We start from the raw sequence: 25,766 nt of genomic DNA on the forward strand, positions 1-25,766 counted from the left end.
GAATCGCTGCGTCCATTCACCCAGCGGCGGCGAGCGCGAGCCCGGTCAGGGCGCGCAGATCATCGAGGGTCGTGTCGCCGAACGCCTCGCGCACGACGAAGCCGGACGGAGTCACGTCGAACACGGCGTGGTCGGTGTAGACGCGGGAGACGCAGCCGACGCCCGTCAGCGGGTAGGTGCAGGCCTCGACGAGCTTCGAGGCGCCCTGCTTCGTGAGCAGATCCGTCATCACGTAGACTTCCTTCGCACCGATGGCGAGGTCCATCGCGCCGCCCACCGCCGGGATCGCCCCCGGGGCGCCCGTCGACCAGTTCGCGAGATCCCCGTTCTCTGCAACTTGGAAGGCACCCAGCACGCACACGTCGAGGTGGCCGCCGCGCATCATGCCGAACGAGTCCGCGTGATGGAAATACGCGGCGCCGGGGAGGGCGGTCACCGCCTGCTTGCCGGCGTTGATGAGGTCGGGGTCGACACGATCCGGATCCGGCGCCGGACCCATGCCCAGCATGCCGTTCTCCGTGTGCAGGATGATCTCGAGCTCGCTCGGGAGGTAGTTCGCGACGAGTGTGGGGGCGCCGATGCCGAGGTTGACCACGGCCCCCTCGGGGATGTCGGCCGCGATGCGCTGCGCCAGCTCCTGGCGCGAGATGGTGGTGGTCATCGGGTCTCCTCCTCGGAGTGTTCGGCGCGCGGGTGCCCCTCCAGCGTGACCCCGCCGACGAACGCGCCGTCGGAGAGCCACGCGCGCTCCCCCACCGCGACGACCCGGTCGACGAAGATCCCCGGGGTCACGACGGACTCAGGGTCGAGGGTGCCCAGGTCGACGAGGTGGTCGACCTGCACGATGGTGGTGGTGGCCGCGGTCGCCATGATCGGCCCGAAGTTGCGAGCGGTCTCGCGGTAGACGAGGTTGCCCCAACGGTCTGCCGCCCGCGCGCTGACGAGTGCGAAGTCGGCGCGGATCGGGTACTCGAGGGCGTAGGTCCGGCCGTCGATCTCGCGCGTCTCCTTGCCCTCCGCCAGCTGCGTGCCGACGCCCGTGGGACTGAAGAACGCGCCGATGCCTGCGCCCGCCGCGCGGATCCGCTCCGCGAGGTTGCCCTGCGGTACGAGCTCCAGCTCGATCGCACCCTCGTGGTAGAGGCCGTCGAACACCCAGGAGTCCGACTGCCGCGGGAACGAGCAGATGATCTTGCGCACCCGGCGCTTCGCGAGCAGCGCGGCGAGCCCGACGTCGCCGTTGCCGGCGTTGTTGTTCACGATCGTGAGGTCGCCCGCGCCCTGGGCGATGAGCGCGTCGATGAGTTCGACCGGCTGCCCGGCTCGACCGAAGCCGCCGATCATCACGGTGGCGCCGTCGGGAATGCCCGCGACGGCCTCCTCGACGGAGCCTACGGTCTTGTCGATCATGATCGACCTCCTCGGTGCGGTCTGGTGCGGTGCTGATGACATTCCGGAACTATTCGCTGTGCGAAATTATATTCGTTGAACGAAATCAGTGTAGCGCGGGATCATCCGCGGCGGAACCCCGGTCCCGCCGCGGCCTCCCCGATCCGCCGCCTACCCCGACCGGCTAGGGTTCGGGTGTGACCTCCGTGCCGACCACCCCGACACCGCGCCCCTGGGTGCTGCTCTTCGTGGCGGTCTGCCTGGTCGCCGCGAACATGCGGATGACGATCACCGGGGTGGGCCCGCTGCTCGACCAGATCTCGAGCGACCTCGGGGTCGAGCTCGCCACCCTCGGTGCGCTCGGCGCCGTGCCGCTGCTGAGCTGGGCGATCGTGTCGCCCCTCGCCCACGGCCTCAGCGCTCGGCTGGGGATGGAGCGGGCGGTCACCGTCGCGCTGCTCGCACTCATCGCCGGCACGGTATGGCGCTCGCTCCCCGGGGGCCTCGCGAACCTCTGGCTCGGCACCGCGCTCATCGGGGCGTCGCTCGCCGTCGGCAACGTGATCATGCCCGCGCTCATCAAACGCGACTTCCCGGGCCGACTGCCGCTCGTCATGGGGGTCTACACCGCACTGCTCGGCGGCGCCGGTGCGATCTCCGCGGGGGTCGTCGTGCCCATCGCCGGGATTCCGCTCGGCGACGGCACCCTCGGCTGGCGCGTGGCGCTGCTCGCCACCGGCGCGGCCGTACCCGTGGCCCTCGGGGTCTGGGTGTGGGCGGTGGCCTCCAGGCGGCGCGCGAGTGCTGGCATTGTCGTCGAGGCGACTTCGGCAGTGCCTGCCGGCGTCGATCCCGATGGCTCCGATCCCGACGGCGCCGATTCGGATGACACCGATGCCGGGAGCGAACGTCGGCGATCCGGGATCGGCCGCCGCGTCTGGCGCGACCCGGTGGCCTGGTGGGTCGCCCTCTACATGGGCACGCAGTCCTCGATCTTCTTCATCATGCAGACGTGGCTGTCGCCCATCGAAATCTCCCGAGGGTACTCGGCGGAGGCGGCCGGCACCGAGGTCATGCTGCTCCAGATCATCGGCGTCGGCAGCTCCATGCTCGTGCCGCTCTGCTTCCGGGGCCGACTGCGCCGGTCACTCCCCGCACTGATCCCGGTGCTCGGGTCGCTGGCGATCGCGGGCATGCTGACGGTGCCCGCGCTCATGATCCTGTGGATCTGCGCGATCGGGATCGCGGCAGGCGCATCACTCACGATGTCGCTCACGCTGATGGCCGTTCGGGCGCGCACCGCCGAGGCGGCGACCTCCCTCTCCGGCATGGCGCAGGGCGTCGGGTATCTCATCGCCGCGGCCGGGCCCGTCACCTTCGGCTGGCTGCACCAGATGAGCGGCGGGTGGTCGCTCTCCCTCGGTCTGGTGCTCGCGCTGTGCGTGGTGCAGGTGCTCGTGGGCTGGGTCGCCGGGCGCGAGCGCAGTGTGCTCGCGGGGAGCGACCCGGCGTAGGCCGGCTCCGGCTGGGAGCGACCGACTCGATCACGCTCGATCGTGCAGCGTGACGTGGTACCCGTCGAGGTCCGCGAAGGTGAAGGTGCGGCCGAAGGGTCCGTCGATCGGACTCGAAACGATGGGGTGACCGTCGGTGACGAGCGCGTCGTGAATCTCCTGCACACCGGTCGCGCGCAGCCAGATCGCTGCGCCGACGCCCGGCTGGGCCACCGCGCCCAGATCGACGCCCGGCATCGGGTCGCGAAGCGCGAAGGCGATCGGCGCGGTTTCGAACACGACGGCGTGCGGCGGCCCCGCGGGAGATCGGACAAGGCCGAGATACCGCTCGTAGAACGCCTGCGAAGCCGCAAGATCGCGGACCTGGAGCGAGATGAAGTCGGGGCCGATGGCGGGCATGGTGGATCCTTTCGCACATGTCAGTTTTCTGACACACATCAATCTATGTCAGAATACTGACATGAGTCAAGTCGACGCGAGCATCCACCTCGACACCTCCCTGGGCTACCTCCTGAAGGAAGCCTCGAGCGCGCTCCGCACCGCGATGGAGGACGTGCTCCGGCCGCTCGGCATGACCGTCACCCACTATTCCTGCCTGGAACTCCTGTCGCAGCGACCGGGGCTGTCGAGTTCCGCGCTCGCTCGCGGCGCGTTCATCACGCGCCAGTCGATGCACGTGCTCCTCCAGCAGCTCGAGCGCGACGGCGATGTCACGAGGCCCGCGGCACCCACGGTGGGCAAGTCACTGCCCGCCTCGCTGACTCCGCAGGGACGTCGACGACTGGCATCCGCGAGCGCTGCGGTGCGGTCCGTGGAACTCCGGATGCTCCAGCACATGACGGCGGACGAGCAGACGGCCGCGCTCCAGAGCCTGCGGAGCATGATCCTCGGACTGCGCAACGACCGGCCGTGAGCACACCCCTCCCCGACCCACCGCCCAGCGGGGCCTGCCACACTGGGCGCATGGCCACCACCGCTCTCATCACCGGCGCCTCCGCGGGCCTCGGACAGGAATTCGCCCGGCAGCTCGCGAGCCAGGGCGTCCAGCTGATCCTCGTGGCACGCGACGAGCGGCGACTCACCGAGTTCGCCGAGCAGCTCGCCGGACGAGGCGATCTGAACACCACGCAGCGGCGCCCGGCGCCCGAGGTGCTCGCCGCGGATCTCACCACCCCGGAGGGGCTCGACCGGGTCGCCGCGCGCCTCGCGGACCCGGACCGCCCCGTCGACATCCTGATCAACAACGCCGGCTTCGGCGTGCACGACGGCTTCGAGGAGAGCGACATCGCCGACGAGCGCCGCCTCCACGAACTGCTGTCGTGGGCCCCGCTCCGACTGGCGCACGCCGCGGTGCCGGGCATGCTCGCCCGCCGCCGGGGCTGGATCCTCAACGTCGCGAGCGTCGCCGCGTTCACCCCGACCGGCACCTACGGCGCCGCGAAGGCCGCCGTCGTCTCGCTCTCACGCTCGCTGAGCGCGCGCTACCGAGCGCGCGGGGTGCGCGTCACGGCACTGTGCCCCGGCCTGCTCGCGACGGAGTTCCACGAGCGCATGGGCGAGGATCACCTGCCCGATCTCCCGCCGTTCGCCTGGGCCAGCACGGAGCGGGTCGCCCGCGAGGGACTCCGCGCGCTCCGTCGTGGACGCCCCGTACTCATCTCGGACTGGCGCTACCGACTGATGTCGCCGCTCACCCGCCTGCTGCCCGACCGGATCCTGGAGCGGATCTCGACCACGGGAGGGCGCTGACCGCGCGTCGACCGCGCTACGAGGCCTCGCCCGCGGGGAACGCGAGCCGCCGCAGGAAACCCGCGAGCTGCTCCTGCTCCGCATCGGTGAGCACCGAGAAGGGCGCCTCCTCGGCAGCCGCCATCGCCTCACGGGCCTCGGCGTAGACCCGCCTCCCCTGGGCCGTCGCGACGACCACCTTCGATCGGCGATCCCGGGTGTCCGTGCGACGCTCGACCAGTTCGCGGAGCTCGAGGTCGTCGACCAGCGCGACCACCTGACTCGGATCCAGGCGGAGGAAGTCGGCGATCTCGCGCTGCGAGGGCCGGATCGCCTCGCACGCGAGGGAGAGCACCGGGTAGGAGCGCACTTTCAGGCCGAAGGGGCGCAGCGCCTCGGTGCCCGTGGCGAGCGACAGCGCGTTAGAGCGGGCGAGCAGGAAGCTGAGATCCTGCGACAGGTCGCTCTCGGTCCACCCGCGGTTCCGCTCTGCGACCGCCGCATCCTTCTGACTCATCTCCCCAGTATATATATTCTTGCTTTTCACAATGGTTGACTTTTTCAATGAATTTCGGTGTACTGGAGCGACAACCGAAGGAGCTCCACCATGTCACTCGCAGGCAAAGTCGCCATCGTCACCGGATCGGGCCGGGGCCTCGGCCTCGCATACGCCGAGGAGCTCGCCCGTCAGGGCGCCTCGGTGATCGTGAACGACGTGGACGCCGCTACCGCCGCCGAGGCCGTCGCGACGATCGAGCGGGCGGGCGGCGTCGCCTCCGCCGTCGTGGCCCCCGTCGGCCCGACCGCCACCGCGACCGCACTGGTCGACGCGGCGTTCGAGCGCTACGGCCGCCTCGACATCCTCGTCACGAATGCCGGGGTGCTGCGCGACACCGTGCTCTGGAAGATGAGCGACGACGACTTCGACACGGTGATCAACGTGCACCTGCGCGGCACCTTCACCTGTGTGCGTGAAGCCGCCACCCGCATGCGCGATCAGGGTGAGGGCGGCCGGATCATCTGCATCGGCTCCCCGACCGGTCAGCGCGGCAACTTCGGCCAGACGAACTACGCCGCCGCGAAGGCCGGCATCGTCGGCATGGTGCGCACCTGGGCCCTCGAGCTCAAGCGGGCCGGGATCACGGCGAACGCCGTCATCCCCGTTGCCGCGACGGCGATGACCGCCACGGTTCCCTACTTTCACGCCGCGGTCGAGGCCGACGCCCAGGGCGAGCCGATGCCCGCGTTCTTCCGCCACGGCCTCGGCTTTGGCACCTCCGCCGACGTCGCCCCGCTCATCGCCTACCTGGCGTCCGACGCCGCGGCGGATGTCTCGGGCCAGGCCATCGGCGTCGGTGGCGACCGTCTGCAGCTGTGGTCTCACCCCGAGCCCGTGCTGAGCGCGTACCACGAGGGCGGCTGGGACGCCGCAGCGCTCGAGGCCGAGTTCGCCGAGACCGTCGGCGCGCAGCCGCAGTCGATCGGTGAGAAGTTCCCGCCGCTCCCCGACGAGCTCCAGCCGCCGCAGGCCTGATCCGGAGCCCCGCACATGACCCGCTACGAGCCGGCGATCGACCTCGACGCGATCGTCGCGATCGACACCCACGTCCATATCGAACTCGGCGAGCACGGACACTCGTCGCTGCCCGACGATCTCGCCGAGGCCGCGAGTGCGTACTTCCGCACCGACGGTCCGCGCCCGGCGCTCGACGCGATCGCGGAGTACTACCGGGAGCGGCGGATGGCCGCGGTGGTCTTCACGGTCGACGCGGGCACAAACCTCGGACAGGAGGCGATCCCGAGCGAGGAGATCGCCGCGGGTGCCGCGCGCCACAGCGACGTGCTGATCCCGTACGGCTCGGTCGATCCCCGCACGGGCACGGCGGCGGTCGACCGCGCCCGGAGACTCGCCGAGGAGCACGGGGTGCGCGGCTTCAAGTTCCACCCCACCGTGCAGGGCTTCGATCCGAGCGACGAGACGTACTACCCGCTCTACGCGGCGATCGAGTCCGCGGGTGCCGTCGCACTGTTCCACACCGGCCAGACCGGGATCGGCGCGGGCATGCGCGGTGGGCGGGGGCTCCGGCTCGGCCTCTCGAACCCGATGCTGCTCGACGGCGTCGCGGCCGACTTCCCCGACCTGCAGATCGTGATGGCCCACCCCTCCGTGCCGTGGCAGGAGGAGGCGCTGTCGGTGGCGACGCACAAGCACAATACGTGGATCGACCTCTCCGGCTGGAGTCCGAAGTACTTCCCGGCCGAACTGGTCCGGTACGCGGGATCGATCCTCAAGGACCGGGTGCTGTTCGGGTCCGACTTCCCCCTGATCACTCCCGACCGGTGGATCCGGGACATCGCCGACACTGCGCTGAAGCCCGAGGCGCTCCCGGGGATCATGAAGGACAACGCGATCCGGCTGCTCGGGCTGGGGTCCGCGTGACCTCCCCCGCACGGGAACCGGCCATCACCGCCGGATCCGCCATCGGCATCGACCCGCTCGGGTACGCGGAGTCGCACCTGAGCGAGCCCGCTCGGGCGGCACTCGCCCGGTTACAGCGGGTGCTGCGCGCCGAGATCCACCCGCTGCTCGCGGAGGCGTGGGAGTCCGCCTCCATGCCTCCGGCCGTGCTCGACGCGCTCGTGCCGCTCGACCCGATGCGCCCCGACGGCGTGAGCGTCGAAGAGGCGGAGTCGAGCCTGTACTCGGGCTTTCGCAACTACGTGCTCGCCCGCACCGACGTCTCGGTCGCGACGCTCGTCAACGCGCAGACCGGCCTCTTCCGCACCACCGTGCGCCTCGGCGGATCACCCGAGCAGGTCGCGGAGCTCGACCCCCGGATCCTGAGCTTCGATCTCACCGGCGTCTTCGCCCTCACGGAGCCCGAGCACGGCTCCGACATCGCCGGCGGCCTCAGCACCTCGGCGCGCCGCGACGGCGACGGCGACGACTGGATCCTCGACGGAGCGAAGCACTGGATCGGGGGCGCCGTGAGCGCCGACGTGCTCGCCGTTTTCGCTCGCGACGCGGCCGACGCCCAGGTGAAGGTGTTCCTCGTGCCGCGCGATGCGCCGGGCGTCACGCTCGAGACCATCACGGGCAAGGTATCGCTCCGGCCGATGCAGAACGCCACGATCCGCCTCGATGGCGTGCGGGTGCCGGAGCGCGCGCGGCTGCAGCGGGTGAACGCGTGGCCGGACGTGGCGCGGATCCTCGGCGCCATGCGATCCGACGTCGCCTGGATCGCGACCGGGCTGCAGGCCGGCGCCCTCGACGCCGCACTCGCCTACGTGCGCGAGCGCGAGCAGTTCGGCCGGCCGGTCGCCGGGTTCCAGCTCGTGCAGGAGAAGCTCGCCCGGATGCTCGGCAACCTGACCGCGTCGCTGGGGCTCGTGACCCAGCTCTCGGCCCGGCAGGACGCCGGGGTGCGCACCGACGAGAACTCATCGCTCGCCAAGATGTGGACCGCACTCCACGCTCGCGAGACCGTCGCGCTCGGTCGCGAGATCGTGGGCGGCAACGGCCTGCTGCTCGAGCACGACGTCGCCCGGTTCTTCGCCGACGCAGAGGCCGTCTACTCCTACGAGGGCACGCACGAGATCACCTCGCTCATCGTGGGCCGCGCACTCACGGGCGTCTCGGCCTTCACGTAACGGACCTTCGCACCTCCATCCACCCCTTTCCTCAACCACTCAGGAGACCCATGACCACCACCGCCGCCTACTCCGACGCCCTGTCCCTCGCGGGCACCGACCTCGGGGTCACCGACTGGCTCGAGATCACGCAGGATCGGGTGAACCTCTTCGCCGACGCCGTCGACGACCACCAGTGGATCCACGTGGATCCCGCTCGCGCCGCGGACGGCCCCTTCGGGGGCGCGATCGCCCACGGCTTCCTGTCGCTCTCACTCGCGACGAAGTTCTGGACGGACCTGTTCGATCTCGAGGGCGTGACGACGAAGGTCAACTACGGCCTCGACAAGGTGCGGTTCGTGTCGCCCGTCAAGGTCGGCGCGCGCGTCCGGATGAGCGCCGTGATCGCCGAGGTGACCGAGGTGCCGGGCGGCTACCAGTTCACCGTCGACCAGGTCTTCGAGATCGAGGGCGGGTCGAAGCCGGCCGTCGTCGCGCGCGGCCTGTACCGTTTCTACGCATAGCCTCCCGGGCGGCGTGTGATCCCGGATCGCGCGCCGTCCCACGGCTCTCGCTTCGCGGCGGTACCCCGCTCCCCGCACACCCACCCGCACCCCGCACTCCCGCACTGAACCCCCTGGCTCACCCTCAACGAAGAGACACCATGCAGAATCACGGACTGGGCGCTTGGCTCTCCACGCGCCGGCAGAAGAACCCCGAGAAGGTCGCACTGATCACCGGAGACGGCCGGAGCATGACCTACCGGAAGCTCGCGGACCTCACGGACGCCATGTCGGGACTGCTGTGGCACCGTGGCGTGCGACGCGGCGACACCGTCGCGTTTCTCGGGGAGAACAGCCCCGAGTTCCTGATGACCCTGTTCGGGTGCGCGCAGCTCGGCGCGGTCTTCGTGCCGGTGAACACCCGCCTGGCACCGCCCGAGATCGCGCATGTGCTGCGGGACTCGGGGGCGCGGGTGCTGCTGCACGACGCCGCCTTCGGCGAGCGCGTGCGACCGCTCGTGGACGACGCGGGCCTGCCGCACCTGATCTGCACGGACGGTCAAGCAACGGACGATCCCGGCACCGACCATCCAAGCACTGACGATCCCGAACCGGACGCGGCACCCGGCTTGCGGGAGCAGCTCCGCACCGGGCTCCGCGGCCACGTGGACGTCGGCGTCGGCCCCGACGACCCCGCCGTGATCCTCTACACCTCCGGCACCACCGGGAAGGCCAAGGGGGCCGTGCTGAGCCACGGCAATCTGACCTGGGTGAGCCTCAACACCCTCGTCGACTACGACCTCGTCTCCTCCGACGTCGCGCTGATGATCTCCCCGCTCTTCCACGCCGCTTCGCTCGGCATGGGTGCGCTGCCGATCCTCCTCAAGGGCGGCACCATGGTGCTCGAGCAGGGGTTCGACGCCGGACGAGCGCTGGAGCTGATCGAGCGCCATCGCATCACCATGCTGAGCGGCGTTCCCACGACCTACCAGCTCATGGCCGATCACCCCAGCTGGGCCGGTACCGACCTCTCCTCGCTCGCGAAGCTCACCTGCGGCGGCTCCGCCGTGCCGAGCCGGATCCTCGAGGCCTACGAGGCCCGCGGCCTCTCGTTCTCCCAGGGCTACGGCATGACCGAGACCTCTCCCGGCGCGACGAGCCTCGCTCCGGCGATGACCCGCGAGAAGCAGGGCAGCGTCGGGCTGCCGCACTTCTTCACCGAGGTGCGGATCGCCTCGGATGCCGACGGCACCGTCGCTCCGCGGGGGACCGTCGGTGAGATCGAGGTGCGGGGGCCCAACGTCTTCCTCGGCTACCACAACCTCCCCGAACCGACCGCGGCCGCCTTCACCCCCGACGGCTGGTTCCGCTCCGGCGACCTCGGATACCTCGACGAGGACGGCTACCTCTTCATCGCCGACCGCCTGAAGGACATGATCATCTCGGGTGGCGAGAACATTTACCCCGCCGAGATTGAGGACCAGCTGTACGGCCTCGACGGCGTCACCGGCGCCGCCGTGATCGGCATTCCCGATGCGCAGTGGGGCGAGGTACCGTGGGCGGTGCTCACCGTCATCGACGGCCACGAGGTGACGACCGAGGCGGTCCGCGCGGCGCTCGACGGCACGCTGGCGCGGTTCAAGCTGCCGAAGCGAGTGGTGGTCATCGACGAGCTCCCGCGCACGGCGTCGGGCAAGATCCGGAAGGCGGACCTGCGCGCCCGCTTCGGCGGGTGATCGCGGGGCTTCGCCACGAAAGAACCGGGGCTTCGCTACGGTGGAGTCGGGCCACCCCGCGCGGCCCTCGGTGCACGCAGGTCGACGGGCAAAAGGAGCAGCAGTGGCACGAGGACGTCCGCGCACGGCGCGGCTCTCGAGCGAGATCATCGTCGATACCGCGATGCGCACGATCGACGGCGGCTCCCCGCTCAGCATGAGCCACATCGCCCGCGAGCTCTCGGTGCACGTCTCCTCGCTCTACAACCACGTGGGTGACCGGGACGGCCTCATCGAGCTGCTCCGCGTGCGGATCTCGGAGGAGTACCCGGTACCGCCGCTCGACGGCCTGACCTGGCAGGACGCGGTGCGGACGGTCGCCACGACGATCCACACCGCGTTCCTCGCGCACCCCCGGCTCATCCCGTACCTCGCGGACACCCCGGTGAGCTCGCCCGGCATCGTGGAGATCTACGCGCGGCTCGCCGAGGCCATGGTCGACGCGGGCCACAGCGCGCAGCGCGCATCGATCACCATCCGCATGATCGACACCCTCGCGCTCGGCACCGCGATGGTGACCTCATCGAGCCCCGCGAAGTGGAACGATCGATCACCCGGAGGCCAGGCACTCATCGAGGCAGCCGAGACCTGGGACGACGATCGGGATCAGACCTCCGAGGCGTTCGAGCTGAGCCTCCGCTTCATCCTCGCCGGGCTGGAGGGGGAGCTCGCGGAGCAGGGGTGAGGCAGAGCCCTACGCCCCCGCCCCGTCGAGCGCGAAGCCCGGCGCCCCCGGCACCGACGCCAGGAGCCGCTGCGTGTAGGGGTCCTCGGGTGCGGTCAGCACCTGCTCGGCCGTACCGGCCTCGACGATGTCGCCGTGCAGCAGTACGATCACGTCGTCGCTCACCTGTCGCACGACCGCGAGGTTGTGCGACACGAAGAGCACGGTCAGCGAGAGCTCCGTGCGCAGCCGCTCGAACAGCTCCAGGATCTCGGCCTGCGTCGACAGATCGAGCGCGGAGGTGATCTCGTCGGCGATGATGAGCTCCGGTTCGACCGCGAGCGCGCGGGCGATCGCGATCCGCTGGCGCTGGCCGCCCGAGAACTCCCGCGGGTAACGGCCTGCGACACTCGGGTCGAGCGCGACGAGGCGCAGCAGCTCGTCGATGCGGTCGCGGTGTCTCCGGATCGATGCGCCGCTCGGGTCGAGCGCCTCGGCGAGCGTCTGACCGATGGTGCGGCGCGGGTCGAGCGAGGAGTAGGGATCCTGCGGGATGAGCTGGATCTTGCGGCGGAGCGCTGCACGATCCCGCCCCCGCGCCCCCACGATCGAGGCGCCGTCGAACCGGATCTCTCCGGCCGAGGGGTGATGGATCCCGACGATCGTCTTCGCGATCGTGGACTTGCCGGATCCCGACTCCCCCACGAGCCCGACGGTGGTGCCCGCCGCGATGTCGAAGGAGATACCGTGCAAGACCCGCGTCGCCCGAGTGCCGCGACCCAGCACGACCTCGAGGTTCGCGACGGAGAGCCGAGACGGCTGCTCCGGGGCGCCGGGTGACGTCGGTACCCGGTCGTGTGCGGTGGTCATGAGCGAGCCTCCTCGGAGTGCTGGGGTGTCGGAGCGGCCTGCGGTGCATCTGCGGCCGCCGGCGGAGACGCCGACGCGGGATCGGTGCGGGTGCGGATCGGGGCGTCCATGCGGGGCGAGGCGGCGAGCAGCTGCCGGGTGTACGAGTGCTCCGCGCGGCCGGCCTTGAGGTCGGCTCCGGTGAGACGCTCGATGATCTCCCCGGAGCGCATCACCAGCACGTGGTCGCAGAGCTCCTGGACCACGCCGATGTCGTGCGAGATGAAGAGCATCGCGGTGCCCTGCTCCCGGTTGATGCGACGGAACTGCCGCAGCACCTCGGCCTGCACCGTGACATCGAGCGCGGTCGTCGGCTCGTCGGCGATGATGAGCTTCGGATCGGTGAGAACGGCGGCCGCGATCGTCGCCCGCTGCAGCATGCCGCCCGACCACTGGAACGCGTGCTGCTTCATGCGGTTCTCGGAGTCGCGCACGTGGATCCGGTCGAGCGCCTCGCGCACGCGGGTGCGCGCGGCGCGACGTCCGAGTCCGAGGTGGATCCGCGCGACCTCCGCGAGCTGCCCGCCCATGCGGAGGGCGGGGTTGAACGTGGTGCCGGGATCCTGGTAGACCAGGCCGATCTCGGTGGCGAGTCGGCGCGGGTCGTTCCGGCCGGTGAGATCCATGTCGTCCAGCCGCACGGTGCGGGCCTCGGAGCGCACGCCGTCGGCGAGCAGCCCCGCGACGGCCATCGCGGTCATCGACTTGCCCGAGCCCGACTCGCCGACGAGGCCGAGCACCTCGCCGCGGCCGATCGCGAATCCGACACCGCGCACCAGCTCGGTGCCGTTCGGTGCGAAGACGTGCAGGTCGTCGACCTCCACGAGCGCGTCGGGGCGCGGTGCGCTCGCCTCGCGCGGGGTCGGCGTCACGGCCGCGGCCTTCCGCGGCAGGCGGAGTCCGGGGTCGAGCGTCTGCGCCAGACCGTCGCCGATGAGCATCGCGGTGATGCCGGTGTAGACCAGCATGATCGCGGGCGCGAGCGCCTGCCACGGCTGGGTGTAGATGCCCGTGAGCCCGTCGCTGAGCAGCTGACCGAAATCGAACTGCGGGCTCTGCACACCGAGACCGACGAACGACAGGCTCGCGATCTCGAGCAGCGCGAGCGCGAAGCTCGACGTCGTGAGCACGAGCAGCGGGCCGGAGATGTTCGGCAGGAGGTGCCGCGAGAAGAGCCGGAACCCCGGCACCCCGAGGAGCCGAGCCGTGGTCACGAAGTCGCGCTGCACGACGCCCGCCACCATGTTCGAGGTGAGACGCGCGAAGCTCGGGATCCCGGCGACACCGATCGCAATGACCGCGGACATCGAGCCCGGCCCGAGGATCGCGGCGATCACGAGCGCGAGCACCAGTGCCGGGAACGCGACCGAGGCGTCGACGATCCGGAGCACCACCTCGCGCAGGCGGCGCGGCGCGAGCCAGATCATGCCGCCGAGCAGCACCCCGGCGACCACCGAGACCGCGGTCGCCCCGGCCGCCATGAGCAGCGTGAGCCGGGTCGCGACCAGGGAGCGCGCGAGCACGTCGCGACCGAGCGCGTCGGTGCCGAGGAGGTGCTCCGGGCTCGGCCCCTGGCGGGATCCGCCGCCGAGCGCTTCGGCCGCTTGGCCGAGCACCATCGGGGCGATGATCGCCACGAGCACCAGGATCCCGCCCAGGATGAGGCCGACCACGAGCGACGGGGTGAGCGTGCGGGATCGCCGGGCCGTGGGCCGCATGCGTGCGATCTGACTAACCATGGGTGGCTCCTCCGAGCGTGCGGGGATCGATCAGCCCGAGCACCACGTCGATCAGCAGATTCACGAGGATCGCGAGCAGGCCGATGACCAGGATGATGCCCTGGATGGTGGGGTAGTCCTTGTAGATGATGGACTGCACGACCTCGAGCCCGAGACCGGGGTACGAGAACACGGTCTCGATGATGATCGTGCCGCCGATGAGGCCGGCCAGGATCAGTCCGGTGAGGGTGAGCGTGCTCGCCATGAGGTTGGGCAGCGCGTGCACGAGATAGAGCCGGATCGCGCGCAACCGGTGCCCCTTCGCGGTCCGCATGAAGTCCTGCTGCAGCACACTGTAGGTCTCCTGCCGCACCACGCGTGCGACGGCGAAGGTCGGTCCGAGCGCGAGGGCGAGCATCGGGAGCACCCAGAACCCTGCGGCATCCACCCCGCCCGCGGGCAGCACCTTGAGGCCGATCGCGAAGACGATCACGAGCACCGTACCGGCGACGTACGCGGGGAACGACGCGAGGAAGCCGGCGGTGGCGCCGAAGGCGGTGCCGAGTGCGCTCCGGCGGCCGCCCCGGGTCAGCACGCCGACGAGCATGCCGAGCGGGATCGCCACGACGATCACGATGACGATCGAGCCGAGCGCGAGCAGTGCGGTGTAGGGCAGTTTGGTGGCGATGATGTCGGAGACGGGCACCCCGTACCGGAAGGATGACCCGAACTCCCCCTGGACGATGTTGCCCAGGAAGTGCACGAACTGCAGCCACAGCGGATCGTCGAGGCCGAGGCGCATCCGGAGCGCCGCAACCGCCTCGGGGGTGGCGTTCGTGCCGAGCATCGCCACCGCCGGATCGCCCGGGATCAGCGGCACGATCAGGAAGGTGACGATCACCAGCAGCGAGAGCGAGAGCACCAGACCGCCGAGTCGCCGGATGGCGAACGCGGCCCAGTCGGAGCGGAGCCAGGCGAACCGATGCCCGCTCGCGCGAGTGATGGTGGCGATGTGCTGCGTGGAATCGCCCGGGGCGGGGATCGAGGTCACGGCCTGCCCTCCTCGACTCCCGGCGCGAGGCGGTTCGGCCAGTCGAACACGGGCTCGAGCTGCGCGGCGACCCGGATGAGCGTGGCCTCGTCGAACGGGCCGGCCACGAGCTGCGCACCGACGGGCAGGCCGCGGTCGTCGACGTGCACCGGCAGCGAGATGGCGGGCAGGCCCGCGATGTTCACCCAGGCGGTGAAGGTGACCTGCCGCGCCTCCGTGAGGCGGGGAGCGGCGGGGGTCTCGTTGGCCTCGTCGTAGACGACCCCCACCCGCGGGGTCGCGGTCGCCATGGTCGGGGTGAGCAGCAGGTCGAAATCGCGCCCGAACTGGGCGTTCACCTGCCGGGTCTCCCACTGCAATTGGCCGGCGAGGGCCGCGTACTCGCCCGAGTGGTACGACTTCGCCTGCTCGATCCGGTAGCGGATGTAGGGGTCGACCTTCTCGACGTCCTCGTAGGGCGAGGCGAACACACTCGCGCTGATCACCACGTCGACGAACCCCTTGCCCGCCTCGGGGGTGAAGAGGAACGGCGACACCGGCTCGACGACGTGCCCGAGAGCCTCGAGCGCGCGGGCGGCCGCCTCCGCGGCTGCAATGTTCTCGGGGTCGACGGGCAGGCCCGAGGGACTCTGGAGGAGCAGACCGATCCGGAGTCGGCCCGGATCCGCGCCCACCTCGCGGGCGAACGGGCGCGCGGGGGCCGGAGCCGAGTACCAGGCGAGCGGGTCGAAGGGCGAGAGCACATCGAGCGCCGCCGCGCTGTCGGCGACGGTGCGGGTGATCACCCCGGAGGTGGTGGAGTGCTCCCAACCGCGCACCTCCGCGGGCACACGGCCGCGGCTCGGCTTCAGTCCGACGAGCCCCGTGACACTCGACGGGACCCGGATCGAGCCGCCGCCGTCGGAGGCGTGCCCGATGGGGGCGAAGCCCGCGGCGACCGCCGCACTCGCGCCCCCGCTCGAACCGCCCGACGTGAACTCGAGGTCCCAGGGGTTCCGGGTCTTGCCGTGACGGGCGTTCTCGGAGGCGGTGAGCGGACCGAACTCCGGGGAGTTCGACCGTCCGAGGAGCACGAAGCCCGCCTCCTCGAGCAGACGCACGTCGATGTCGGTCTCGGTCGCCGGGGTCTCCGAGATGGAGAGCGAGGACATGGTGTTGGGCTGCCCGGCGACGCTGCTGAGGTCCTTGACCGGGATCGGCACACCCTCGAACGGACGGACGTCCGATCCGGAGCGCAGCCTGGCCTCGGACTCCCGTGCGCGCCGCAGCGCGTCTTCGCGGTCGAGCCAGACGATCGCGTTCACCTCGTCGTTGCGGGCGTCGATCCGGTCGAGATACATGTCGGCGACTTCGACGGGGCTCACCGCTCCGGAGCGGATGGCGGCGGCGATGTCGAGCGCGGAGCTGGTGGGGGTGATCATGGGGAGTCCTCTGCAGTTGGGGGTGAGGGCGCCGGACCGTTCCGTCCGACGCCCTCGCGGGGAGTTAGCCGACGATGCGGAAGAGGTGATCGTCGAGCGATCCACCGAGCATCGACACCTGGAACCCGGGCCGCTGCGCGTAGATGAACGAGTCGGTGATGAGCGGCACCGCGTGCGCGTCTCCGATGAGCGAGTCCGCGGCCTCGTTGACGAGGTTGCAGCGTTCGGTCTCATCCGCTGCGGAGAGCGACTCCTCGAACAGGGCCGCGGCCTCGGGCGCGTTCGTGCCACCGATGTTCGGTCCGCCCTCGAGGATCCCGGGCCCGCGGAAGTTGTCGAGCGGGTTCGAGAGGGAGCCGACGAAGTTGAGGTCGGCGTAGATCGTCATGTCCCACGCGTCAGGTTCGGTGAACACGGTGGAGATCCAGGTGCCGACGTCGACGTTGTCGAGCTCGACCTCCGCTCCGGCGGCGCGCAGCACCTCCTGGAGGTACGTGTTGCCGGCGCCGTTCGTGCCCACGATCTGCGGGGCGACGAAGCGGATCTTCATGCCCTGCAGCACCTCGGCCGCGGCGGCGGGATCCTCGGGGATCAGCGCCCCGTCGTCACCCGTGACGCAGAGCGCGGTCGAGTTGGCGAGGGTGGTCGCGAGCTCGCCGGTGCCCTGCGAGGTGGTCGAGTCGAAGTCCGCGCGGTTGATCAGCTGCGCGACCGCGGTGCGGGCCTCCTGGTCGACGAACGGGCTACCCTCCCGCTCGTTGAAGAGCAGGTAGAAGTCGCTGAAGAGGAAGGGGCTCACCTCGTAGCCCGACTGGCCCTCGAAGCGGCTCATCGACTCGGGCATGATCTTCGCGATGTCGAGCTGGCCGTCGAGCACCAGGTTGGTCGTCGCCGAGGTGTCCGGGGAGATCACGAATTCGAGGTTCTTGGCCGGTTCGCCCGCGACCTCGGAGGTCCACTCGGGCCACAGCTCGTAGTCATCGCGCAGTTCGTAGGTGTAGCGGACGCCGGGCTCGGCCGCGGTCTGGATGTACGGCCCGGACTCGGCACCCTCGACGTGACCCGCCGCGAGCCCCTCGGGGTCGGCGAGACCGGGCGCGCAGACGATGCCGGTGGCCGAGATCGAGAGCGCCTGCACCATCGTCGGCCAGGGCGACGCGAGCGCGATATCGACGGTGCCCGCGGTGTCGTCGGCGACGATCGTCGGCACCTGCGAACCGAAGGCCTGGGCGACGACGGAGCCGCCGCTGTTCGCGAAGGCGTCGAGCGAGTTCTTGACGGTGGTCGCGGTGATGGGGGCGCCGTCGGAGCAGGTGGCGCCGTCGCGCAGTGTAAAGGTCGCGGAGGTAGGCGTCGACTCCCAGCTCGCCGCGAGGCCCGGCACGAGACCGCTCTCGTCCTTGCGGACGAGCGTGTCGAAGCTCTGCCGTGCGAGCACGAAGTCGGGGAGCGAGAGCCCGACCATCGGGTTGAACGTGGCGGGGATGTCGAGGGTGGTGCGGATCGTGTCGGTCGGGGTGAACTCGGCGCCCTCGCCGGTGTCACCGCCGCCCGCGCTGCACGCGCTCAAGGCGAGCACGGCGACGGCCGCGACCGCGCCGCCTCGGATGATCGATCGTTTCATTGGGGGTTCCTCTCATCGGACTGCGGACGACCCGGCGGGTCGTCGAACATCGTGGTGTCGAACATCGTGGTGGGGTGGGGGCATCGCCCGACGGCGGGGTCGCCGTCGATGGGACGCGGGCGGGGAGGGGTTCGGGTGATCCCGGGACACGGGATCCGGGGCCGCGGGATCCGGGCCTCGGAGATGCATGGCGCGGAGATCCCGGCTGCGGAGTTCCCAGGCCTAGGAGATGACCTCGAAGACGTCGATGGTCGTGTGCGTGCCGAAGGCCTCGGCGCGGCCGATGAAGACGCGCTGCGTGAGCCACTGCAGCGCGGGGGCGGTGGTGCGGAACTGCGGGGTCGACATGAAGATCCCATCGACCGCGTCGGGGCTGGATCCCGGGCTGATGCGCCCAACATTCACGACATCGACGATGTCGCCGTCGTCGGTGCGAATCCAGTAGCGGGCCTCGACATTGAAGGCGCCGTCGTTGCGGTACAGGCACCAGTCGGCTCCGCCCGGCTGCACCTCGCCTGAGATCGCGCCGGTGACGCGACCGCCCGTGATCGGGATGATCTCGAGCGACTCGTCGGTGCGCCGGTCGATCGGCAGGCCGGGATCGACCTCGGCGACGATCGTGAACGAGAACTGCAGTTGGGGCAGCGGGGGCGTGGAAGTCATTGCGTCACCTGATTCTTCGTCGAGTCGTGTCGCCCGGTCGGATTCGTGTGAAATCCAAACCGTTTGGTTTATCAATTATCGTGAACCACAACGAAGCTGATGTCAAGCGCGAGTCGTCGATGAAACAGAATGTTTACGCATGGCGCGATGCGGGGTGCTCGTCCTCCCCCTCACCGCCCCCGCCCTCCCCGGTCTTGTGTGAGCGATTTCTGGTGCCGCGCACCCCTATGCTCAACTGAAATCGCTCACACCCTCGGGTCAGGCGAGGCAATGTGAGCGTTTTCTGGGGTGGCGCGGGTGATTGGGGACAGAAATCGCTCACGCACCACAGGAAAGCAGCAACGCCCCCGTGCGCGGCGAAGAGGATCGCGGCGCACCGGGGCGTTGAATGATTGATGCGGGCTCACGACCCGCATCGCGTGTCACGAGCCTCCACTACCAGCCGTAATAGAAGTTGTGCCGGCTCAGCCGTTCCGCGCCATCCTCGGTGATGAGGTAGGTGTATCCGGCCGTGAATCCGGCTCCTCCGATTTCGGTGAGCGCCGCCGGATGCACCGCCATGGTCATTCCGACCTCCAACGGGACATCGCTCTGGTCTCCGAGCACCCAGCCGTCAGACACGTCCAGCCCGATGGCGTGACCGTGCGAGAACGGGTTGATGGCGCCGTGCTCCGCGATCCGCGCCCGCATCGCCTTCGACACGTCCGATACCACTGCACCAGGTCGCAGCATCGATTCACCGAGCGTGAACCCCTCATGCCACGCCGCAGCGAGTCGCTTCAGATCCGGGCTCAGCTCGTCGACCGGCATCGAGACGGGCAATTGCGCGTAGTAGCCTCCATAGCCCGGGGTGATCTCCATGAACAGGGTGCCTCCGGATTCGAGCACGTCGCCCGTCGGGTTCCGATCGAAGTTCAGGAACGGTCCGTCCGCGTCGATGACCTCGAGGGAGTACGGCGATTCGTGCTCGAAGAGGAACTTCTTCGTTTCCGCGTACACCGTGTAGTCGCTCACCCCGGGCGCAACGAGCTCGGTCAGCATGTCGTAGCAATCGTCCGCGATCGCCGCGGATCTCCGCATGAGCTCGATCTCGTTGGGGCTCTTCACCGCTCGCAGCTTCCAGAAGATGTCGCTCGCGTCGACGATGCGATCCTCCCCGACCGCGGCCCGAAGCGCGTTGTACACGCTCACTCCGATCGCCGATCCCCCGACGTAGCCGACCTTGCCCCTCACGGCCATCCGCTCGATGAGCCCGACGGAGTCGTTCGCAAAGCCGTACGCGCCATCACCGAACGGGCGGACGTCGATGAACTCCCGAATATCCCCCACCTTGTCGATCTTTGGTGAGCCCGCGAGCACCGGGTGGATGAAGTGCGTCAGATTCCCCTCGAGCGGCAACACGATCATGCCGCCGCCGCCGAGATTCGAGACGTAGCGCACGTGGCCTCGGTTGAAGATGTCCTGCAGCCCCGCGACGAGCAGCACATCGATGCCCCGGGCGCGCATCTGGTCACGGATCCTGCTGATCCGGTCCTTGAGTTCGGAGACGGGGATCTGGGTGATTCGATCGGTTACCGCAGAGGTCATGGTGGTGTGCTCGCTTTCTCGTGTTCGGTGTGGTCGTGCAGTGGTCAGTGTGCTGATGCCGTCGTCCAAGCGAGGTGCAGAGACCGTCGGCGCTGTCTTCGTCAGGGAATCCCGACGCTCAGGACTCGGGGGCCGAGAAGTCAGTGATGACGGCTCGAGCGCCGCCGTTAGCGGGCTCCGCGTATGCGCGGTTGATCTCGGCGATGCCGATGCGCTCGGAGATGAGCAGGTCCAATGGGAGGCGTCCTTCGAGCGCGAGAGACGCATATCGCGGGAGGTCTCGGCAGGGCACCGTTCCTCCCATGTAGACCCCGCGGATCCCGCGCTGCGCTCCGATGAGGTCGCGCATCGTGTCGATGGCGAGCGCTGGGCCGGGCTTCGGGATCCCGATCAGATAGCAGGTACCACCCCTGGCAGTACTCGCGATCGCGCTGATGGTGACCTCCGGGATCCCGACGGCGTCGAAGGTGTGGTCGACCCCGGACCCGGCAACCGCGCGCATGCGCTCAGTGGTCTCGCCGTCGGCGGCCGTCACGACGTGCGTTGCCCCCAACCGCCGGGCGAGTTCGAGCTTCGCCGGGTCGATGTCGATCGCGATGACGGTTCGTGCGCCCGCGAGAACCGCGCCGATGACAATGCTCAACCCGACCCCGCCGAGCCCGAACACCGCGACCGTCTCGCCCTCCTGCACTCTCGCCACGTTGTCCACGGCACCGAGACCGGTCGTGATCCCGCATGCCAGCAGGCTCGCCTGCGGGAAGGGGAGCTCGGCCGGAACGGCGACGAATTGGCGTTCATCAGCGAGAGATACACCCGCGAAGGCCGACACTCCGAGCGTGTGCACCGCGTCGCCTCCTCGGGTCACCCGTGGTCGTTCACGCGGATCGCGTTCGAGGCTGTCGGGGATCTCACACAGCGTCGGCCGCCCCGAGGCGCAGCGAGCGCAGGTGCCGCACGCGCGCACCTCCGTGCCGATCACATGATCGCCAACACGCAGACCGCGAACCTCGGGGCCGACCTCCACGACCACCCCGGCAAGTTCGTGCCCGGCGATGAGCGGGAGCGATCTCCCCCGATCGATGCCGGCCACGTTGAGGTCCGAGTGGCAGAGCCCCGCTGCGCGCACCTCCACGAGCACTTCCCGCGCGATCGGTCGGTCGAATGCCACCTCCTGGACCTCGAAGCGACCGTTCAGCCGCTCCACGACCGCCGCTTGAGCCGTCACCTGCATGTCGTATTCCTCTCCGTCGCAGCGATCTCGCCGCGGTCCTGTTCGCCCGCGAGACTCCCGCCGGCCCCACCCACGCGCCCACCCGCCGTCAGCGTTAGGGTGTGTCCATGAGCCAGCAGCCGATGAAGTTCCGCCTTCCGAACGTCACCGCAAAGCAATTGCTCCATTTCGTCGTCGCAGCGGAGTCCGGGAAACTCGCCGAGGCCGGCCGCACCCTGCGCATGGCACCCTCTGCGATCTCGCACTCCATCGATCAGTTGGAAGCCACCCTCGGCGTGCAACTCTGCGTGCGGCACAAGGCCAAGGGGCTCGTTCTCACGTCGTCGGGCGAGGCCGCGTTGACGGTCGCCCGCAATCTGCTCACCGACTTGAACGACTTCGAGACCCTGTTCGGAAGCGAGGGATACAGCAATTCCGGCCGAATCATCGTCGGCTGCAGCACCCCTATCGCCCCGAAGATGCTGCCGACGACCCACAGCGACTTCGCGCTCAAGTTCCCCAACGCGACCGTCGCGTTCCTCGAGGAGCACCACGCGGTCCTCCAGGAGCAACTGCTGCAGGGGCGTCTCGATCTCGCGTTCATGTACGACATCGACCTCGATCATCGTCTGGAGCGCATTCCGCTGATGACGATGACTCCCCGGGTCCTGTTGCCGGTCGATCACCCGCTGGCCGGGCCTGACACACCCGCAGTGCTGTCGCTCGAGATGGTGGCCGACGAACCCTTCGTGATCTTCGGCGGCACGCCGATGTACGAGCGCTACCTCAAGCTCTTCGCCGCCGAAGGGATCACCCCGAACATCGCCTACACCTGCCGCAGCATGGCCACCCTGCGTTCCTTCGTGGGCCGCGGCACCAATTTGGGCCTGCAGTTCGAGAACTACGGTCTCGCGATGTCCGTCGACGGCCTGGAGGTCGTGGCCAAACCGCTCGCTGCCGGCGCCGAGCAGTCGGTCAGCATCTGCATCGCACTGCCACGGGATTCGAAGCCGAGTGTGCTCAGCCGGGAGTGGATCGTCTCGGCGAGAGAGATGTTCGGCGGCGGAGCCGAGGCCGCCGATGCTCACGTATGAGCGCCGTGTCGAAATCATGCGCCGTCGATCAATCGAAGACGATGACTGAGCGGGCGACCCCACCTCGGCGAAGTCTCTCGAACCCATCATTCACCTCGTGCAGTGCGATGCGGTTGGCAACGAGCGGCTCGAGTTGCAGCCGCCCTTGCAGATAGAGATCGGCGTATTCGGGGATATGCAGATGGGGGATCGAGGATCCCATCGCGACGCCGTGCACCGACTTCTGCGCGAAGAAGTGGCGGAACGGGATCCCGAGCACAGCGTCAGGCTTCTGCACCCCCACGAGATAGACCTGACCTCCGGTGCGGAGCGCGTCCAGGGCGGTGTCGAGCGTCTGAGGTAGCCCGATGACTTCGAATGCGTGCGAGACCCCCTCGCCGCCGTTCGCCGCACGCACCCTCGCGACGGGATCGTCCTCGCGCGCGTTGACGACGTCGGTGGCTCCGAGTTGCAGGGCCAGGTCGAGCGCTGCATCGTTCGTGTCGAGCCCGATGATCCGCCGAGCACCGGCGAGCCTCGCTCCCTGGATGGCGTTCAACCCGACCCCGCCGCATCCGACCACGAGCACCGAGTCGCCGTGCTGCACGCGAGCGGTGTTCAGTACGGCTCCCAGCCCCGTCGACACCCCGCACCCGAGCAGGCAGGCGATCTCGAACGGGACCTCCGCAGGAACGCGTACGACGAGGTTCTCGTGCAGCACGGCGTGGGTCGCGAACCCGCCGATCCCGATGAACTGGGTTGCGGGAGATCCGCCGGACGTCACCCGAGCCGGGAGCCCCGCCGCACGCTGCGTCGCCCCGTGGTTCGAGCACTGGAACGGTCGCCCCGAACGACACGAGTCGCACCGTCCGCAATGGTTGACGGGGCAGCCCACGACGTGGTCGCCGACGCTCAGCCCCTGCACCCCGGCCCCGACCTCCTCGACCACGCCGGAAACCTCATGCCCGAGCAGGAGCGGCACGGGAAACCCGTGGTTCGTCGCGGCGACGGTCAGGTCGCTGCGGCAGATACCGCTCGCCCGCACTCGGATGCGCACCTCGTGACGCTCGAGCTCATCGAATCGGATCTCCTCGATCTGGAGCGGCCCGCCGAACTCGTGCAGCACGGCTGCGGTTGCAGTCATCTGACTCATGCCTCAACTCCGCGCGATCACTGGTGCGGGGTCGTCGAGGCCCAGGTGGTCGCGGAGCGTGTCCCCCGAGTAGTCCTCGCGGAAATAGCCGCGCTCTTGGAGCTCCGGGATCAGCCGCTCGCACATCATCTGCATGCCTCCGGGCATGAACGGAGCGTTCACGTTGAACCCGTCGCACGCCCGGTCGTCGAACCAATCGATCATGTACTCGGCGGCCTGCCCCGGTGTGCCGATGAAAAAACCGTGGCCGGTGCCTCGGGCGTCCTCGATGATGAGTTCTCGCAACGTGAGCCCGTCGTCGAACGCTCGTCGCCGGAAGATCTCGGATCGACTTGTCGCGAGCTTCGCCGGGAACCGCTCGACCGGCACCCGGTCGTCGAGATCGACGCCCGTCAGATCGATGCGATGCGAGGCCTCGAGCTGCCGCACGCCGAACTCCATGTTCACCTGCGCAGCGAGGTGGTCCGCCAGCTCCTGGGCTTCAGCAACCGTATCCCCCATGATCGGAACGAGCCCGGGCAGGATCTTCACCTGTGCGGGGTTCCGCCCTTTCTCCGTGACGATCCGTTTATAGTTCGCGTAGTACTCCTGAGCGAGACGTTTGTCGGGCTGCGCCGTGTAGATGCAGTCCGCGAATGACGATCCCAGGTCGATCCCGGGACCGGAGGAGCCGGCCTGCACCAAAATCGGGCGCCCTTGCAACGACGGGCGCATGTTCAGCGGCCCCTGCACGGTGAAGAACTCTCCCCGATGATCGATGCGGTGCAGTTTTTCCGTGTCCGCCCACACCCCCGATTCCCGATCGGTGACCACGGCATCCGCGTCCCAGCTGTCCCAGAGCTTCGTCACGACATCGAGATACTCAGTGGCGCGGCGGTACCGGTCGGCGGGATCCGGCATCTCCTCGAGGCCGAAGTTGGAGTTGCCGCGGGAGCTCGTGACGATGTTCCATCCGGCCCGTCCGCCGCTCATGTGATCGATCCCGAGAATCTGGCGGGCCGTGTTGTACGGCTCGGAGAACGTCGTCGAGATGGTGCCGATGAGCCCGATCTTCGTGGTCCGAGCGGCAAGTGCCGCGAGCACCGTGACCGGCTCGTAGAGGCCGTTCATCTTCACATCGTTGCGCAGGATCGTGTCGGCGGTGACGATGTCGCCGAAGAACACGGCGTCGAGCTTCGCGGCCTCTGCCATGAGCGTGAGCTCCAGGACGAAGTCCAGGTAACCCAGTTCCTCGGCTCGACTGCCGGGGAGCCGCCAGCTGTCCTTGTGGTACCCGGCGGGCAGCATAAAGGTGGTGATGTTCATCTGTTCAGAGCGACGTTCCATGTTTCGTCCTTCATTCGCGTACGGGTGCGGTGCTTAGTGGTGGCCGAGGAGCTCGAGGATTTGCGTCCGTGCCTGACCGAAGCGGGGATCCGCTTTGGTGGCAGCCTGATCCCGGTGGTCTCCGAAGTCGGTGTCGAGCACGGTGACGACCGACGCGGGCTTCCCCGCGAGGACCACCACCCGGTCGGAGAGATACAGCGCCTCGTCGATGTCGTGGGTGACGAGGATGATCGTGAGACCCAAGCGCTTCTGTAGGTCGGCCACGAGATCCTCAAGGCTGAAGCGGGTCTGGGCGTCCACAGAAGCGAACGGCTCGTCCATCAGCATGATCTTCGCCTCGTACGCGATCCCTCGAGCGATCGCGACCCGCTGCTGCATCCCGCCCGACATCTCCCAGGGGTACTTCTTCCCCTGGCCCCCCAGGCCCACACTCGCGAGCGCCTCCTCGGCGAGCGCGAGGCGCTTCTTCTTGTCGAAGCGACCCTCGAGCGGGAACGCGACGTTCTCGATCGTGGTCATCCACGGCAGCAGCGACCTGCTGTAGTCCTGGAACACCACCCCGACGGACGGGTGGGGTTGGCGGATCATCTCCTCTTCGACATACACGTGACCCGCCGTCGGTTGAATCAGCCCGGAGAAGATCCGCAGCAGCGTGGTTTTGCCGACCCCGGACGGGCCGACGATGGAGACGAACTCTCCCGCCTCCACCGAGAGGTTGAGGTTCTCGAGCACTCGGTTCTCGTGCTCTCCGCCGCCGAAGCGCATCGAGACCTGCTCGACGCGTACCGCGGGGTTGTCGTGTTCCCGTCGCAAGCTCGTGGGTTCCAT

Annotated in this window: 25 protein-coding genes; 10 read left to right on the plus strand and 15 right to left on the minus strand. The window is 69.1% G+C overall.

The features are described 5' to 3' along the window. Nucleotides 1-16: 16 nt before the first annotated feature. Nucleotides 17-661, minus strand: coding sequence for a 3-oxoacid CoA-transferase subunit B (locus tag MUN76_RS08255; RefSeq protein ID WP_244683871.1), 645 nt, complete (start codon nucleotides 659-661; stop codon nucleotides 17-19). Continuing rightward, nucleotides 658-1,410, minus strand: coding sequence for a 3-oxoacid CoA-transferase subunit A (locus tag MUN76_RS08260; protein WP_244683872.1), 753 nt, complete (start codon nucleotides 1,408-1,410; stop codon nucleotides 658-660). Before MUN76_RS08260 ends, MUN76_RS08255 begins: the two co-directional genes overlap by 4 nt. A gap of 176 nt (nucleotides 1,411-1,586) precedes the next feature. Here MUN76_RS08260 and MUN76_RS08265 point away from each other — a divergent pair, with 176 nt between their 5' ends. After that, nucleotides 1,587-2,903, plus strand: coding sequence for an MFS transporter (locus tag MUN76_RS08265; RefSeq protein ID WP_244683873.1), 1,317 nt, complete (start codon nucleotides 1,587-1,589; stop codon nucleotides 2,901-2,903). A gap of 30 nt (nucleotides 2,904-2,933) precedes the next feature. Here MUN76_RS08265 and MUN76_RS08270 read toward each other — a convergent pair whose 3' ends face one another. Next, a complete protein-coding gene (locus tag MUN76_RS08270; protein WP_244683875.1) occupies nucleotides 2,934-3,302 on the minus strand; it encodes a VOC family protein in 369 nt (122 codons plus the stop codon). Nucleotides 3,303-3,363: 61 nt separating this feature from the next. Between MUN76_RS08270 and MUN76_RS08275 the strand changes: the two genes are divergently transcribed. Together MUN76_RS08275 and MUN76_RS08280 are read left to right on the plus strand one after the other, a co-directional pair. Beyond that, nucleotides 3,364-3,816 (plus strand): MarR family winged helix-turn-helix transcriptional regulator, encoded by a 453-nt coding sequence (locus tag MUN76_RS08275; protein WP_244683876.1) that lies wholly within the window; start codon nucleotides 3,364-3,366, stop codon nucleotides 3,814-3,816. A gap of 50 nt (nucleotides 3,817-3,866) precedes the next feature. Then, nucleotides 3,867-4,652, plus strand: coding sequence for an SDR family NAD(P)-dependent oxidoreductase (locus tag MUN76_RS08280; protein ID WP_244683877.1), 786 nt, complete (start codon nucleotides 3,867-3,869; stop codon nucleotides 4,650-4,652). Nucleotides 4,653-4,668: 16 nt separating this feature from the next. On the opposite strand, the gene MUN76_RS08285 is transcribed toward MUN76_RS08280, so the two are convergent. Further along, complete coding sequence (locus MUN76_RS08285) at nucleotides 4,669-5,148, minus strand: MarR family winged helix-turn-helix transcriptional regulator (protein ID WP_244683878.1); 480 nt, start codon at nucleotides 5,146-5,148, stop codon at nucleotides 4,669-4,671. Between the two features lie 90 nt (nucleotides 5,149-5,238). Between MUN76_RS08285 and MUN76_RS08290 the strand changes: the two genes are divergently transcribed. The 6 genes from MUN76_RS08290 to MUN76_RS08315 all read left to right on the plus strand — a co-directional run bounded on the left by MUN76_RS08290 (nucleotide 5,239) and on the right by MUN76_RS08315 (nucleotide 11,224). Next, entirely contained in the window at nucleotides 5,239-6,165 is a 927-nt protein-coding gene (locus MUN76_RS08290) for an SDR family oxidoreductase (RefSeq protein WP_244683879.1), read from the plus strand. A gap of 15 nt (nucleotides 6,166-6,180) precedes the next feature. Then, nucleotides 6,181-7,071, plus strand: a complete 891-nt coding sequence (locus MUN76_RS08295) for an amidohydrolase family protein (RefSeq protein ID WP_244683880.1) — start codon at nucleotides 6,181-6,183, stop codon at nucleotides 7,069-7,071. Beyond that, nucleotides 7,068-8,282 carry an acyl-CoA dehydrogenase family protein gene (locus tag MUN76_RS08300; RefSeq protein WP_244683881.1) on the plus strand — a complete coding sequence of 405 codons (1,215 nt, stop codon included), beginning with the start codon at nucleotides 7,068-7,070 and terminating at the stop codon, nucleotides 8,280-8,282. Before MUN76_RS08295 ends, MUN76_RS08300 begins: the two co-directional genes overlap by 4 nt. Nucleotides 8,283-8,332: 50 nt before the next feature. Then, a complete protein-coding gene (locus MUN76_RS08305; RefSeq protein ID WP_244683882.1) occupies nucleotides 8,333-8,785 on the plus strand; it encodes a MaoC family dehydratase in 453 nt (150 codons plus the stop codon). Nucleotides 8,786-8,925: 140 nt separating this feature from the next. Continuing rightward, a complete protein-coding gene (locus MUN76_RS08310) occupies nucleotides 8,926-10,500 on the plus strand; it encodes an acyl-CoA synthetase (protein WP_244683883.1) in 1,575 nt (524 codons plus the stop codon). A gap of 103 nt (nucleotides 10,501-10,603) precedes the next feature. Further along, the gene (locus tag MUN76_RS08315; RefSeq protein WP_244683884.1) at nucleotides 10,604-11,224 is read left to right on the plus strand and encodes a TetR/AcrR family transcriptional regulator C-terminal domain-containing protein; all 621 of its coding nucleotides are present in this window, start codon (nucleotides 10,604-10,606) and stop codon (nucleotides 11,222-11,224) included. Between the two features lie 9 nt (nucleotides 11,225-11,233). On the opposite strand, the gene MUN76_RS08320 is transcribed toward MUN76_RS08315, so the two are convergent. The 8 genes from MUN76_RS08320 to MUN76_RS08355 form a co-directional block, all read right to left on the minus strand. After that, the gene (locus MUN76_RS08320; RefSeq protein WP_244683886.1) at nucleotides 11,234-12,073 is read right to left on the minus strand and encodes an ABC transporter ATP-binding protein; all 840 of its coding nucleotides are present in this window, start codon (nucleotides 12,071-12,073) and stop codon (nucleotides 11,234-11,236) included. After that, the gene (locus MUN76_RS08325; RefSeq protein WP_244683888.1) at nucleotides 12,070-13,851 is read right to left on the minus strand and encodes a dipeptide/oligopeptide/nickel ABC transporter permease/ATP-binding protein; all 1,782 of its coding nucleotides are present in this window, start codon (nucleotides 13,849-13,851) and stop codon (nucleotides 12,070-12,072) included. Before MUN76_RS08325 ends, MUN76_RS08320 begins: the two co-directional genes overlap by 4 nt. Beyond that, the gene (locus MUN76_RS08330) at nucleotides 13,844-14,881 is read right to left on the minus strand and encodes an ABC transporter permease (protein ID WP_244683889.1); all 1,038 of its coding nucleotides are present in this window, start codon (nucleotides 14,879-14,881) and stop codon (nucleotides 13,844-13,846) included. Before MUN76_RS08330 ends, MUN76_RS08325 begins: the two co-directional genes overlap by 8 nt. Next, on the minus strand, nucleotides 14,878-16,302 hold the full coding sequence (locus MUN76_RS08335; protein WP_244683891.1) for an amidase: 1,425 nt from the start codon (nucleotides 16,300-16,302) through the stop codon (nucleotides 14,878-14,880). The genes MUN76_RS08330 and MUN76_RS08335 overlap by 4 nt, the downstream gene beginning before the upstream one ends. Nucleotides 16,303-16,366: 64 nt before the next feature. After that, the gene (locus MUN76_RS08340) at nucleotides 16,367-17,926 is read right to left on the minus strand and encodes an ABC transporter substrate-binding protein (RefSeq protein WP_244683892.1); all 1,560 of its coding nucleotides are present in this window, start codon (nucleotides 17,924-17,926) and stop codon (nucleotides 16,367-16,369) included. Between the two features lie 222 nt (nucleotides 17,927-18,148). Further along, nucleotides 18,149-18,589: a DUF3237 family protein gene (locus tag MUN76_RS08345; RefSeq protein WP_244683894.1), complete on the minus strand. Its 441-nt coding sequence runs from the start codon at nucleotides 18,587-18,589 to the stop codon at nucleotides 18,149-18,151. A 435-nt stretch (nucleotides 18,590-19,024) separates the two neighbouring features. Then, nucleotides 19,025-20,176, minus strand: coding sequence for a M24 family metallopeptidase (locus MUN76_RS08350; RefSeq protein ID WP_244683895.1), 1,152 nt, complete (start codon nucleotides 20,174-20,176; stop codon nucleotides 19,025-19,027). 118 nt (nucleotides 20,177-20,294) lie between these two features. Further along, nucleotides 20,295-21,407: a zinc-binding dehydrogenase gene (locus tag MUN76_RS08355; RefSeq protein ID WP_244683897.1), complete on the minus strand. Its 1,113-nt coding sequence runs from the start codon at nucleotides 21,405-21,407 to the stop codon at nucleotides 20,295-20,297. A gap of 107 nt (nucleotides 21,408-21,514) precedes the next feature. On the opposite strand from MUN76_RS08355, the gene MUN76_RS08360 reads away from it, so the two are divergent. Further along, on the plus strand, nucleotides 21,515-22,480 hold the full coding sequence (locus tag MUN76_RS08360; protein ID WP_244683898.1) for a LysR family transcriptional regulator: 966 nt from the start codon (nucleotides 21,515-21,517) through the stop codon (nucleotides 22,478-22,480). Nucleotides 22,481-22,508: 28 nt separating this feature from the next. Here MUN76_RS08360 and MUN76_RS08365 read toward each other — a convergent pair whose 3' ends face one another. Genes MUN76_RS08365 through MUN76_RS08375 form a run of 3 tightly spaced genes read right to left on the minus strand, consistent with a single transcriptional unit; the run spans nucleotide 22,509 to nucleotide 25,766 of the window. Then, nucleotides 22,509-23,603: a zinc-binding dehydrogenase gene (locus MUN76_RS08365; protein WP_244683900.1), complete on the minus strand. Its 1,095-nt coding sequence runs from the start codon at nucleotides 23,601-23,603 to the stop codon at nucleotides 22,509-22,511. Nucleotides 23,604-23,615: 12 nt separating this feature from the next. Further along, entirely contained in the window at nucleotides 23,616-24,938 is a 1,323-nt protein-coding gene (locus MUN76_RS08370) for an NtaA/DmoA family FMN-dependent monooxygenase (RefSeq protein ID WP_244683902.1), read from the minus strand. Between the two features lie 33 nt (nucleotides 24,939-24,971). Beyond that, nucleotides 24,972-25,766: an ABC transporter ATP-binding protein gene (locus MUN76_RS08375; RefSeq protein WP_244683903.1), complete on the minus strand. Its 795-nt coding sequence runs from the start codon at nucleotides 25,764-25,766 to the stop codon at nucleotides 24,972-24,974.

Source organism: Leucobacter rhizosphaerae, assembly GCF_022919175.1.
Classification (GTDB): domain Bacteria; phylum Actinomycetota; class Actinomycetes; order Actinomycetales; family Microbacteriaceae; genus Leucobacter; species Leucobacter rhizosphaerae.